Annotated in this window: 15 protein-coding genes; 4 read left to right on the top strand and 11 right to left on the bottom strand. The window is 70.6% G+C overall.

Going from position 1 to position 12258, the window contains the following annotated elements; all coding sequences use genetic code 11:
* Nucleotides 1-49: 49 nt before the first annotated feature.
* Entirely contained in the window at nt 50-796 is a 747-nt protein-coding gene (gene rph / locus RV983_RS22885; RefSeq protein WP_475987613.1) for a ribonuclease PH, read from the bottom strand.
* Between the two features lie 88 nt (nt 797-884).
* Nucleotides 885-1118 carry a PTS sugar transporter subunit IIB gene (locus RV983_RS22880; protein ID WP_475987612.1) on the bottom strand — a complete coding sequence of 78 codons (234 nt, stop codon included), beginning with the start codon at nt 1116-1118 and terminating at the stop codon, nt 885-887.
* A 140-nt stretch (nt 1119-1258) separates the two neighbouring features.
* Between RV983_RS22880 and RV983_RS22875 the strand changes: the two genes are divergently transcribed.
* Together RV983_RS22875 and RV983_RS22870 are read left to right on the top strand one after the other, a co-directional pair.
* Nucleotides 1259-2584 carry a PTS transporter subunit EIIC gene (locus tag RV983_RS22875; protein WP_475987611.1) on the top strand — a complete coding sequence of 442 codons (1326 nt, stop codon included), beginning with the start codon at nt 1259-1261 and terminating at the stop codon, nt 2582-2584.
* A 119-nt stretch (nt 2585-2703) separates the two neighbouring features.
* Complete coding sequence (locus tag RV983_RS22870) at nt 2704-3957, top strand: PTS transporter subunit EIIC (RefSeq protein ID WP_475987610.1); 1254 nt, start codon at nt 2704-2706, stop codon at nt 3955-3957.
* A gap of 97 nt (nt 3958-4054) precedes the next feature.
* Here RV983_RS22870 and RV983_RS22865 read toward each other — a convergent pair whose 3' ends face one another.
* From RV983_RS22865 to clpS, 8 genes are all read right to left on the bottom strand, one after another.
* Nucleotides 4055-4807, bottom strand: coding sequence for an MBL fold metallo-hydrolase (locus tag RV983_RS22865; protein ID WP_475987609.1), 753 nt, complete (start codon nt 4805-4807; stop codon nt 4055-4057).
* Between the two features lie 230 nt (nt 4808-5037).
* Nucleotides 5038-5988 (bottom strand): PLP-dependent cysteine synthase family protein, encoded by a 951-nt coding sequence (locus RV983_RS22860; protein ID WP_475987608.1) that lies wholly within the window; start codon nt 5986-5988, stop codon nt 5038-5040.
* Nucleotides 5988-6275 (bottom strand): MoaD family protein, encoded by a 288-nt coding sequence (locus RV983_RS22855; RefSeq protein WP_475987607.1) that lies wholly within the window; start codon nt 6273-6275, stop codon nt 5988-5990. Before RV983_RS22855 ends, RV983_RS22860 begins: the two co-directional genes overlap by 1 nt.
* Nucleotides 6276-6399: 124 nt before the next feature.
* The gene (locus tag RV983_RS22850) at nt 6400-6504 is read right to left on the bottom strand and encodes a putative leader peptide (RefSeq protein ID WP_475987606.1); all 105 of its coding nucleotides are present in this window, start codon (nt 6502-6504) and stop codon (nt 6400-6402) included.
* Nucleotides 6505-6570: 66 nt separating this feature from the next.
* Nucleotides 6571-6996, bottom strand: coding sequence for a M67 family metallopeptidase (locus RV983_RS22845; RefSeq protein WP_475987605.1), 426 nt, complete (start codon nt 6994-6996; stop codon nt 6571-6573).
* Nucleotides 6997-7079: 83 nt separating this feature from the next.
* Nucleotides 7080-8513, bottom strand: a complete 1434-nt coding sequence (locus tag RV983_RS22840; RefSeq protein ID WP_475987604.1) for an amino acid permease — start codon at nt 8511-8513, stop codon at nt 7080-7082.
* Between the two features lie 391 nt (nt 8514-8904).
* On the bottom strand, nt 8905-9480 hold the full coding sequence (locus RV983_RS22835; protein WP_475987603.1) for a DUF2017 domain-containing protein: 576 nt from the start codon (nt 9478-9480) through the stop codon (nt 8905-8907).
* Nucleotides 9481-9521: 41 nt separating this feature from the next.
* Entirely contained in the window at nt 9522-9833 is a 312-nt protein-coding gene (clpS, locus tag RV983_RS22830) for an ATP-dependent Clp protease adapter ClpS (protein WP_475987602.1), read from the bottom strand.
* A gap of 81 nt (nt 9834-9914) precedes the next feature.
* On the opposite strand from clpS, the gene RV983_RS22825 reads away from it, so the two are divergent.
* Both RV983_RS22825 and RV983_RS22820 read left to right on the top strand, forming a co-directional pair.
* The gene (locus RV983_RS22825) at nt 9915-11249 is read left to right on the top strand and encodes a nicotinate phosphoribosyltransferase (protein WP_475987601.1); all 1335 of its coding nucleotides are present in this window, start codon (nt 9915-9917) and stop codon (nt 11247-11249) included.
* 71 nt (nt 11250-11320) lie between these two features.
* Complete coding sequence (locus RV983_RS22820) at nt 11321-11914, top strand: isochorismatase family protein (protein ID WP_475987600.1); 594 nt, start codon at nt 11321-11323, stop codon at nt 11912-11914.
* A gap of 10 nt (nt 11915-11924) precedes the next feature.
* Here the strand turns inward: RV983_RS22820 and RV983_RS22815 are convergent, their stop codons facing one another.
* The gene (locus RV983_RS22815) at nt 11925-12254 is read right to left on the bottom strand and encodes a hypothetical protein (protein ID WP_475987599.1); all 330 of its coding nucleotides are present in this window, start codon (nt 12252-12254) and stop codon (nt 11925-11927) included.
* Nucleotides 12255-12258 lie beyond the last annotated feature (4 nt).

Here is a 12258-nt window from a genome sequence, read left to right as displayed (position 1 = left end):
GACACGCACCGGCCCGTCGCTGGGTTGCGTTCGCCCGACCGTTTCTTGGTCAGCTCTTGGTGATCTGTTCGAGCTCTTCGAGTGCCGCGCGCTGCAGTGCGTCGAGTTCGACGCAGCCTCCGACGGCCAGGTCGAGCAGGGAGCCCAGCTCCTTGCGGTCGAAGGGCTGGCCTTCGGCGGTGCCCTGGACCTCGACGAAGCGGCCGTCGCCGGTGCAGACGACGTTCATGTCGGTCTCGGCGCGGACGTCTTCCTCGTAGCAGAGGTCGAGCATGGGGACGCCGTCGATGATGCCGACGCTGACGGCGCTGACGGTGCCCTTCAGCGGCTGGGCCTTGGCACGGAGGAGTTTGCGGCCGTGCATCCAGGTGACGGCGTCGGCGAGGGCGACGTAGGCGCCGGTGATGGCGGCGGTGCGGGTGCCTCCGTCGGCCTGGAGGACGTCGCAGTCGAGGACGACGGTGTTCTCGCCGAACGCCTTGTGGTCGATGACGGCGCGCAGGGAGCGGCCGATGAGGCGGGAGATCTCGTGGGTGCGTCCGCCGATCTTGCCGCGTACGGATTCGCGGTCGCCGCGGGTGTTGGTGGAGCGCGGAAGCATGGAGTACTCGGCGGTCACCCAGCCTTCGCCGCTGCCCTTGCGCCAGCGGGGCACGCCTTCGGTGACGGAGGCGGTGCAGAGGACCTTGGTGTCGCCGAAGGAGACGAGTACCGATCCTTCGGCGTGCTTGGTCCAGCCACGCTGGATGGTGACAGGGCGGAGCTGGTCGGGTGTGCGGCCGTCGATACGAGACATGGCGACGAGCCTAGCCGCAAGTGAACCGCGGGCCCGCGCCGGTTGCGGAACGGGCCCCTTGCGGGTGATCAGTGGCCGGCGGCCGGGGTCAGAGCATGTCCTCGATCTCGGCGGCGAGGGGGTCGGCGTCGGTGCCGATGACGACCTGGATGGCGTTGCCCATCTTGACGACGCCGTGGGCGCCGGCGGCCTTGAGCGCGGCGTCGTCGACGAGGGAGGGGTCGGCGACCTCAGTGCGGAGGCGGGTGATGCAGCCCTCGATCTCCTCGATGTTGTCGAGTCCGCCGAGCCCGGCGACGATCTTCTCTGCCTTGCTGGCCATCTGTAGCTCCTGGTTGTCTCGGCCGTTCGGTCCGATTTCACACGGTAGTGCAGGTGTGGACCGCATTTGCGGGGATGCATCACAGACACAGCCGCGCCTCAACTGGTCTACACCACATTACCCGCCAGGAGGTAGTGCCCATGAGCTCGGACGCCGCCGCAGGTCCGCGCCCCGGCCGCAGGTGGACGGGCACGCTCTTCCAGGGGCTGCAGAAGATGGGGCGCAGCCTGCAGCTGCCCATCGCGGCACTGCCGGCGGCCGGCATCCTGAACCGGCTGGGGCAGCCCGATGTGTTCGGCGCCGAGGGTCTGGGCTGGGACAACGTGGCGAGGGTGTTCAACGGCGCGGGCGGCGCGCTGCTGGACGGCTCGCTGGGGCTGCCGCTGCTGTTCGCGGTCGGTGTCGCGATCGGCATGGCGAAGAAGGCGGACGGTTCGACGGCGCTGGCGGCTGTCGTGGGCTTTCTCGTCTATTACGGGGTGCTGCACCAGTTCCCGCAGGACTGCCCGCGCGGAACGGTCTTCGTGCAGGCCAGCATGATCAGCGGCGCCTGCATCCCACCGGGCACGCCCTCGGCGGCGGCCCCCGCCGCGTACCAGAATCCGGGGGTGTTCGGCGGGATCGTGATCGGGCTGCTGACCGCTTTCTTCTGGCAGCGCTACCACCGCACGCGGCTGGTGGACTGGCTGGGCTTCTTCAACGGGCGGCGGCTGGTCCCCATCATCATGTCCTTCGTGGCCATCGGCTTCGCGGCACTGTCGCTGTGGGTGTGGCCGCCGGTCGGTGACGGCCTGACGAGCTTCAGCCAGTGGCTGAGCGATCTGGGGTCGTGGGGCGCGGGCATCTTCGGCGTCGCGAACCGGGCCCTGCTCACGGTGGGCCTGCACACATTCCTGAACGTCTTCGTGTGGTTCCAGTTCGGCGACTTCACCAAGCCGGACGGCCAGGTGGCGCACGGGGACATCAACCGGTTCCTGGCGGGCGACCCGACGGCGGGGCAGTTCATGTCGGGCTTCTTCCCGATCATGATGTTCGCGCTGCCCGCCGCGGCGCTGGCCATCACGCACTGCGCCCGCCCGGAGCGCCGCAAGGAGGTCGGCGGCCTGATGCTGTCGGTGGGGCTGACCTCGCTGGTCACGGGGATCACGGAGCCCGTGGAGTACTCCTTTCTCTTCATCGCGCCGGCGCTGTACGCGATCCACGCGGTGCTGACGGGCGTCTCGATGGCGGTCACCTGGGCACTGGGGGTGCACGACGGTTTCAGTTTCTCGGCCGGCCTCATCGACTACGTCGTGAACTGGTCGCTGGCGACCAGGCCGTGGCTGATCATCCCGATCGGGCTGGTGTTCGCGGCGGTCTACTACGTGCTCTTCCGGCTGGTGATCACGCGGTTCGACCTGGCGACGCCGGGGCGGGAGCCGGAGGAGGTCGCGGAGGAGATGGCACGGGACAACCTCAAGGCGTAGCGGAGGCACCACACTCCGACATGTGGTCTAGACCACACGGAGCCAAACGTTCCTCTGCGCGTCAAGTGCGTGTTAAGACTGGTCTACACCACTGAGTGGTTCAGACCAGGAGGACCTCCATGACGACCGCCACCCCCACGGCGGCTCCCGCGGCGAAGAAGCGGGGCTCCGGCCTTTTCCAGGGCCTGCAGAAGATCGGCCGCAGCCTCCAGCTGCCGATCGCCGTCCTGCCGGCGGCGGGCCTCTTGGTCCGGCTGGGACAGCCCGATGTCTTCGGGGCCGACGGCCTCGGCTGGGACACGGTCGCGTCCGTCTTCGACAAGGCGGGCAGCGCCCTCACCGGTGCCCTTCCGCTGCTGTTCTGTGTGGGCGTGGCCATCGGCTTCGCCAAGAAGTCCGACGGATCGACCGCGCTCGCCGCCCTCGTCGGCTTCCTGGTCTACTCCAAGGTGCTGGAGGCCTTCCCGGTCACCGACGCCAAGATCCAGAAGGGCGCGGACATACTCGCGACCTTCAACAACCCGGGTGTTCTCGGCGGCATCGTCATGGGCCTGCTGTCGGCGGTGCTGTGGCAGCGGTTCCACCGCACCAAGCTCGTCGACTGGCTCGGCTTCTTCAACGGCCGCCGCCTTGTGCCGATCATCACGGCGTTCGTTGGCCTCCTCGTCGGCGTCTTCTTCGGCCTGGTGTGGGAGCCCATAGGCGACGGCATCAGCAACTTCGGCGAATGGATGACCGGCCTCGGTTCTGTCGGCGCGGGCCTGTTCGGGCTGGTCAACCGCGCGCTGATCCCGATCGGCATGCACCAGTTCGTCAACACGGTGGCCTGGTTCCAACTCGGCGACTTCACCAATGCAGCGGGAGTGGTCACCCATGGCGACTACGGCCGCTTCCTGGCCGGCGACCCGACGGCGGGGCAGTTCATGTCGGGCTTCTTCCCGATCATGATGTTCGCGCTGCCGGCCGCCGCACTCGCCATGGCGCACGCCGCACGCCCCGAGCGCCGCAAGGCCGTCCTGGGCATGATGATCTCCCTGGCCCTGACCTCCTTCGTCACCGGTGTCACCGAGCCGATCGAGTTCTCCTTCATGTTCGTCGCGCCGCTGCTGTACGCCGTGCACGCCGTCCTCACCGCGGTCTCCATGGCCGTGACGTGGGGACTGGGAGTGCACGCGGGCTTCAACTTCTCCGCGGGACTGATCGACTATGCCCTCTATTGGAGCCGGGACACGAGGCCCTGGCTGATCATCCCGATCGGCCTGGCTTTCGCCGCGATCTACTACGTGGTCTTCCGCTTCACCATCGTCAAGTTCAACCTCCCCACCCCGGGCCGCGAGCCCGAGGAGGAGATCGAGGACCTCACCAAGGCCTAGCGACCGCGCCCGCGCCGCATGAACGAGGCCCCCGGAACCGACCAGGTTCCGGGGGCCTAATCCGTGCCTCATCCGTGCCTCGTGCGTGCCGGGGCCGTCAGATCTCGTAGACCGCGCCCGCCTTCGCCAGCTCGACCGGGCCGTCGTAGACCGCGCGGGCGTCGTCGAGGTTGACCTGGGGGTCGGTCCACGGCGGGATGTGGGTGAGGACGAGGCGGCCGGCGCCTGCGCGGTCGGCGTACTCGCCGGCCTCGCGGCCGTTGAGATGCAGGCCGGGGATGTCCTCCTTGCCGTGCGTGAAGGAGGCCTCGCACAGGAAGAGGTCGGTGCCCTCGGTCAGGGTCAGCAGGGCATCGCTCCGGCCGGTGTCACCGGAGTAGGTGAGGGTGCGGCCGGCGTGCTCGATGCGGAAGCCGTAGGCCTCGACGGGGTGGCTGACCATGTCCGCGGTGACGGTGAAGGGGCCGAGCCGGAACGCTCCGGGGCCGAGGGTGCGGAAGTCGAAGACCTCGCTCATGCACTTCTCGTCGGGCACGTCCCCGTAGGCGCTCGCGAGGCGGCGCTCGGTGCCTTCCGGTCCGTAGACGGGGATGGCGTGGGCGGGGCCGCCCTCGTGACGGTAGTAGCGTGCGACGAAGTAGCCGAGCATGTCGATGCAGTGGTCGGCGTGCAGATGGCTCAGCAGGACGGCGTCGAGGTCGTAGAGACCGCAGTGGCGTTGCAGCTCGCCGAGGGCGCCATTACCCATGTCGAGCAGCAACCGGAAGCCGTCGGCCTCGACGAGGTAGCTGGAGCAGGCCGAGTCCGCGGACGGAAACGACCCCGAGCAGCCGACGACGGTGAGCTTCATGTGCAGAAACCTCCGTGGATTGTTCCGGGGGTCTTGCGTTGGCGCGCCACGATGCCCCATTCCGTACGGGAATGGGGGGAGGGCGGGAGCGACCCGCCATGTGCTTGAGCGTAAGGCGCTCGGGCTGCCCTTGCTCCTCTGCGGAGCCCCGTTGTGGGCGGAATCACCAGTACGGCGCCCTCGTCGCCGGAACTTCGCCGGGACGGGGGCGCCGCTGGGGGGCGTGAGGCTCAGGCCCAGAGCTGGCCGTGCAGGGCGGCGACGGCCGCCTCGGTGGACTCGGCGGTGTAGATGCCGGTCGACAGGTACTTCCAGCCGCCGTCGGCGACGACGAACACGATGTCGGCCCGTTCGCCCGCGCGTTCGGCCTTGCGGGCGACGCCGAGGGCGGCGTGCAGGGCGGCGCCGGTGGAGACACCGGCGAAGATGCCCTCCTGCTGGAGCAGTTCGCGGGTGCGGGCGACGGCGTCCGCCGAGCCGACCGAGAAGCGGGTGGTGAGGACGGACTCGTCGTAGAGCTCGGGGATGAAGCCCTCGTCGAGGTTGCGCAGTCCGTAGACGAGGTCGTCGTAGCGCGGCTCGGCGGCGACGATCTGTACGCCGGGCACCTTCTCGCGCAGGTAGCGGCCGACGCCCATGAGGGTGCCGGTGGTGCCGAGCCCGGCGACGAAGTGGGTGACGGACGGGAGGTCGGCGAGGATCTCGGGGCCGGTGGTCGCGTAGTGGGCGCCGGCGTTGTCGGGGTTGCCGTACTGGTAGAGCATCACCCAGTCGGGGTGCTGCGCGCTGAGCTCCTTGGCGACGCGCACGGCGGTGTTGGAGCCGCCGGCGGCCGGGGAGGGGATGATCTCGGCGCCCCACATGGTGAGCAGTTCGCGCCGCTCGGAGGAGGTGTTCTCGGGCATGACGCAGACCATGCGGTAGCCCTTGAGCCTCGCGGCCATGGCCAGCGAGATGCCGGTGTTGCCCGAGGTGGGCTCCAGGATCGTGCAGCCGGGGGTGAGGCGTCCGGAGCGTTCGGCCTGCTCGACCATGTGCAGGGCCGGGCGGTCCTTGACGGAGCCCGTGGGGTTGCGGTCCTCCAGCTTGGCCCAGACGCCGACCTCGGCGGACGGGGACAGGCGCGGCAGCCGTACCAGCGGGGTGTTGCCGACGGCTGCCAGCGGGCTGTCGTACCGCATCAGGCCATTCCACCCGCGACGGCGGGCAGGATGGTGACGCTGTCGCCGTCGGTCAGCTTGGTGGTGATGCCGTCCAGGAAGCGGACGTCCTCGTCGTTGAGGTAGACGTTCACGAAGCGCCGCAGTTCGCCGCCGGCGGCGGCGTCGACGATGCGCTCGCGGATGCCCGGGTGGCGGCTGTCGAGGTCGGTGAGGAGCTCGTCGATCGTGCTGCCGCTGCCGTCGACGGCCTTGGCGCCGCCGGTGTAGCTGCGAAGGATGGTCGGGATGCGGACCTCGATGGCCATGCGGGGCTCCAGTCGGAAGGGGCGTCGTGTGGTGCGGGCGGCGGTGCGGCGTCCCGGTGTGCGCGGCCCGGCGGACGGGGTCCGGTGGGCGGCCCGGAGCGCGCGAGCGGGGGCGGTCGGCGCGTCAGGGGCGGGGACATGCCGCGCCGGCGAGGCGGCACAAGTCGACGTACAGCCGCGCCACGAGCAGGGTGCCCGGCGCGTTGTCGCTCACGTCGTGGAGAACCATGGGGTCATCGTATCGATTCCCCCCGGCCGGCAGAGACGGCCGTCCCATGATGCGGACGAGGCCGTCTCAGGTGCGGGAGTCGACGATCTCGACGGGTTCCTCGGTGACCTCGCCGTCCACGATCCGGAAGGAACGGAACTGGAAGGGCCCGGCATCGTCGGTGTCGGCGGTGGAGACCAGCACGTAGTGCGCGCCCGGTTCGCCTGCGTAGGAGATGTCGGTGCGCGAGGGGTAGGCCTCGGTGGCGGTGTGCGAGTGGTAGACGACGACCGGTTCCTCGTCGCGGTCGTCCATGTCGCGGTAGAGCTTGAGCAGGTCCCCGGAGTCGAACTCGTAGAACGTGGGCGAGCGGGCCGCGTTGAGCATCGGGATGTGCCGCTCGGGCCGGCCGGTGCCGGCCGGCCCCGCGATGACGCCGCACGCCTCGTCGGGGTGGTCGGCACGGGCGTGGGCGACGAGGGCGTCGTGCAGGGCACGGGTGAGGGTCAGCATGGTCGCCAGGATAAGCAGTCGGCCCCCGTACGGGAGGAGGGAGGCCGACTGCCGGGACACCGGCCGGGGGCCGGTCCGCGGGGCTACTTCTGGGCGAGGGCCAGCGCCGCGTCGGTGGGGGTGCGCCGCTTGGCGGCGTGGTAGCCGACGGCGAGCACGGCCGACCACACGAGCCACACGTACAGGCCGAGCCGGGTGTCGGCGTCGATCGCCATGAGGACGACGACGAGCAGCAGGGCGGCGATGGCCAGCCAGTTGGTGACGGGGGCGCCCGGCATCCGGAAGTCGGAGGCGGGCAGCAGCCCGGCGCGGACCCTGGCCCGGTACCGCAGGTGCGCGGCAAGGATCATGATCCAGGTCCACAGCCCCGCGCAGGTGGCGACCGAGGTGATGTAGAGGAAGGCCTTGCCGGGCGAAACCACGTTGACGATCACGCCGATGCCCATGACCAGGGTGGACCCGACGAGTGCGGGCAGCGGCAGGTGCCGGCCGCTGAGGTTGCCCATGGGGCGGGGAGCCTCGCCGTTGGCGGCCAGGCCGCGCAGCATGCGGCCGGTGGAGTAGATGCCGGAGTTGCACGAGGACAGGGCGGCGGTGAGGACCACGAAGTTCATGATCCCGGCCGCGCCGGGGATGCCGACCTGGGCGAAGACCTGGACGAACGGGCTGACGCCGGGGGTGTAGTTGGTCCAGGAGAAGACCGACAGCAGGATGATCAGCGCGCCGACGTAGAAGATGCCGATGCGCACCGGGAGGGTGTTGATCGCCTTGCGCAGGGTCTGCTGGGGGTTCTCGGCCTCGCCCGCGGTGATGCCGACCAGCTCGACGCCGAGGTAGGCGAAGATGACACCCTGCATGGCGAGCATGGCCTGCCAGGCGCCGTTGGGCGCGAAGCCGCCGTCGGCCCACAGGTGGGTGACCGAGGCGGTGTCGCCCGCGGCGGAGAAGCCGAAGGTCAGCACTCCGACGCCGATGACGATCATGGCGATGATGGCGGTGACCTTGATGGTGGAGAACCAGAACTCCAGCTCGCCGAAGAGCTTGACCGAGACCAGGTTCGCGACGAAGAGCACCACGAGCGCGACGGCGGCGGTGGACCACACCGGGATCGACGGCCACCAGAAGTTGAGGTACGCGCCCGCGGCCGTGACCTCGGACATGCAGGCGGTGACCCACAGGGCCCAGTAGGACCAGCCGGTGGCGAAGCCCGCGAACGGCCCGAAGAACTCGCGGGCGTAGTCGGCGAAGCTGCCGGAGGTGGGGCGGTAGGTCAGGAGCTCGCCGAGGGCCCGCATGATGAAGAAGATCACCACGCCGGCGGCGGCGTAGCAGGCGATCAGGCTGGGTCCGATGGTGGCGATGCCGGTGCTGGAGCCGTAGAAGAGGCCGGTGCCGATGGCGCCGCCGATGGCGATCATCTGGACCTGGCGGGCGTTGAGTGCCCGCTTGTAGCCCTCCGCTGTCGCGGTTCCCTCGGCCCCGCTGCCGGATTCGTGCTCGACCTGCGTCGAGGTCATGTCTGCTGTGCCTTTCTCCATGCCCGGCCGGCCCTGTACGGCTCGGACCGGGCTCCGATCCCCCCGGATGGTTGGAGGTGCACGCCGGGGTCGACCGGCCACGCGACCGACCGCGACTTGGGGTGGCGTCATGGCCGGTGGTCGAGGATTCGTATCACGGGGCGGGCGTCGGGCACGCAGCGCAAATGTGTCACACGCCCCAGGAAGAAGCGGACAAAAGGTGCGCCGAACGGGAATGCCCCCGGCCGCGGTGACGTGATCGCTATCCGGATTCGAGCATCCCCTGAGCGGACAACGGGCGCACGGGAGACGAGCGGAGGGTGAGCGGCGAGAGGGCTGAGTCCCCCGGACGGAGCCCCCGGACGGAGCCCCCGGGCGGAGGACGCCTCGATCACACCTGGAGGGTCGCCACCAGACTCTCCTGAAGGCCCCCGAGCCACAGATAGGCCAGGACGAGCGGCTTGCGCTCGTCGGAGTCGGGGAGGTGGTAGAGCTCGTTCTCCTCGTCGTCGGTGACCTCCAGCCGGGACCCCAGGGTCAGCCGCAGGTCGTTGAGGGTCCCGAGCCATTGCAGGGCCCCGGCCTCGCCCAGGGTCAGCACCGCTCCCCCGCTGCGGCCCGGGTTCAGCGCGTCGAGGCTGCGCACCACCGCGAGGGCGTCGCCGCGTTTGCGGGCGCGCAGGTCGTTCTCGGTGAAGCGGCGGAACTCCGCGGAGTCGGCCGTCTCCTCGTACGCGTCGGGGAACAGCCGGGCCAGGGCCGGGTCCCGCGGGGGCTTGGTCGGGCCGTCCTCGAAGAGCCCGGCGAACGGGTCGGCCGGCTCGCCGTCGCCGGTGCCGCCGTCGCTGTCCCCGGGCCCGATCAGCTCCAGGAGCTGGACGACCAGGTTGCGCAGGATGGAGATCTCGACCTCGTCGAGCGCGACGGCGGCGGTCCCACCGGGCGTGGACTCGAAGTACCCGGGCATGTGTGTCTCAGCCGTCCTCATGGTGCTCGGCGGTGGGGTGATCAGCGGTCCTGGGTGAGCGTGGCCCAGAGCCCGTATCCGTGCATCGCCTGCACGTCGCGTTCCATCTCCTCGCGGGTGCCGCTGGAGACCACGGCCCGCCCCTTGTGATGGACGTCGAGCATCAGCTTGGTGGCCTTGTCCTTCGGGTAGCCGAAGTACGCCTGGAAGACGTAGGTCACGTAGCTCATGAGATTGACCGGGTCGTTGTGGACGACGGTCACCCAGGGAACGTCCGGTGACGGCACCGCGAAGGGGGCCTCGCTCGACTCGGTCCGTTCGATCTCTGCGGGGGCGACACTCACGGGACCCATGCTGTCACCAGAGCCCGCCCGCAGGGAAACCGGCTCCGAGAAATCGTCACTCTGACGAGAGTTGGGGGTAGCATCCTCGCCATGAGCTCTGCAGACCTGGGGCTGCCCGTGGCCGTCCCCTCCACCGCGCTCTTCACCGACCGGTACGAGCTGACCATGCTGCAGGCCGCGCTGCGCAGCGGTGCGGCCGACCGCCGTTCGGTGTTCGAGGTGTTCACCCGCCGGCTGCCCGAAGGTCGGCGGTACGGAGTCGTGGGCGGCACCGGGCGCCTGCTCGACGCGGTGGCGAACTTCCGCTTCGACGCGGACATCCTCGGCTTCCTGGAACGCGAGCAGGTCGTGGACGCCGCCACCTTGAAGTGGCTGGCGGACTACCGCTTCCGCGGCGACGTCCTCGGCTACCTGGAGGGCGAGGTGTACTTCCCCGGCTCGCCGATCCTGCGGGTGGAGGGCAGTTTCGCCGAGGCCGTCCTGCTGGAGACGGTGGTGCTGTCGGTCCTCAACCACGACAGCGCCATCGCGGCCGCCGCCTCCCGGATGGCCGTGGCGGCCGCCGGCCGTCCGCTGATGGAGATGGGCGCCCGCCGGGCGCACGAGCTGGCGGCGGTGGCCGCCTCCCGCGCCGCCTACGTCGGCGGATTCGTCTCGTCGAGCAATCTGGCCGCCGGATTCCGGTACGGCCTGCCCACCATCGGCACCAGCGCGCACGCCTTCACCCTGCTGCACGACAACGAGCGGGACGCCTTCACCGCCCAGGTGGAGTCCCTGGGCCGCGGCACCACCTTGCTGGTCGACACCTACGACGTGGCCGAGGCGGTCCGCGCGGCCGTCGAGATCGCCGGCCCGGAGCTCGGCGCGGTGCGCATCGACTCCGGCGACCTGCTGCTGCTCGCCCACCGGGTGCGGCAGCAACTGGACGACCTCGGGGCCAGGGACACCCGGATCGTGGTGACCTCCGACCTGGACGAGTACGCCATCGCCTCGCTGGCGGCGGCGCCGGTGGACGCGTACGGCGTGGGCACCTCCGTGGTCACCGGCAGCGGCCACCCGACCTGCTCGATGGTCTACAAGCTGGTCGCCCGCGCCGCCTCCGACGCCCCGGACGCGCCCCTGGTGCCGGTCGCCAAGAAGTCGATGGGCGGCAAGACCAGCGTCGGCGGCCGCAAGTGGGCGGCGCGCCGGCTGGACGCCGACGGCGTAGCGGAGGCCGAGGTCGTCGGCACCGGGCCGGTGCCGGCGGCGCTGGCGGACCGGCAGTTGCTGGTGCCGCTGGTGACCGGCGGCGAGGTCGTCGCCCGGGAGCCGCTGGAGGCCGCGCGCACCCGGCACGTCGAGGCGCGCGCCGGTCTGCCGCTGTCGGCCACCCAGCTCTCCCGCGGCGAGCCGGCGCTGCCCACGGAGTACGTCACCTACTGAGGCGCCCTGCCGCGGACAGGGCGCGGTACGTACAGTCGATGGACCGCGAGCAACGGAAGGACGGACCCCTGATGCACCGGGCACTGATCGTCGTGGACGTGCAGAACGATTTCTGCGAGGGCGGCAGCCTCGCTGTCGCCGGCGGCGCGGGGGTGGCCGCCGCGATCACCGACCTCATCGGGGACGGCACGGCCGGCTACCGCTACGTCGTGGCGACCCGCGACCACCACATCGAACCGGGCGACCACTTCTCCGAGCGGCCGGACTACATCCACACCTGGCCGGTGCACTGCGTGGCCGGCACCGAGGGCGTGGGCTTCCACCCCAACTTCGCCCCGGCGGTCGCCTCGGGCGCGGTGGACGCGGTCTTCGACAAGGGCCACTACTCGGGCGCGTACAGCGGCTTCGAGGGCACCGACGAGAACGGCACCGGCCTGGCGCGGTGGCTGAGCGGGCACGGGGTGAGCGAGGTCGACGTGGTCGGCATCGCCACCGACCACTGCGTGCGGGCCACCGCGCTGGACGCGGTCCGCGCGGGCCTGCGCACCCGGGTGCTGCTGGACCTGACGGCCGGGGTGATGCGGGAGACGACGGACCGGGCGACGGACGAGCTGCGGGCCGCAGGCGCGGAGCTGACCGGCAAGCCGGTCATGGGCGCGGCGTAGCGCCTGCCCCTCAGCGAGTGGCGGGGCGCCGGGCGGTCGGGCCCAGCAGGGCCGCGATGGACTGCCAGGGTTCTGCGGGGGCGGCCGGGATACGCCGCCAGACCAGGCCGTCGGGGTGGTGCAGGACGGCGTTGATCTCGTCGCCGGTCGGCGGCTCGAGGTTGCCCGCCAGACGGGCGGTGCGAAAGCCCAGGTTGCGCAGCCGGGTGAGGGCGCGCTGCCGGTTCGCGGAGACGACGATCACCCGTATGTGGTCGTCCGGGGTGCCCCCGGGCGAGGGCAGCCGGAGGGCGACGATGACGTCGCCGCTCGGGAGCCTGGTGAACCCGCCGCTGGCCATAAGC

It is taken from the genome of Streptomyces sp. RLA123 (assembly GCF_056270165.1).
This window is presented reverse-complemented; position numbering and strand designations above follow the sequence as displayed.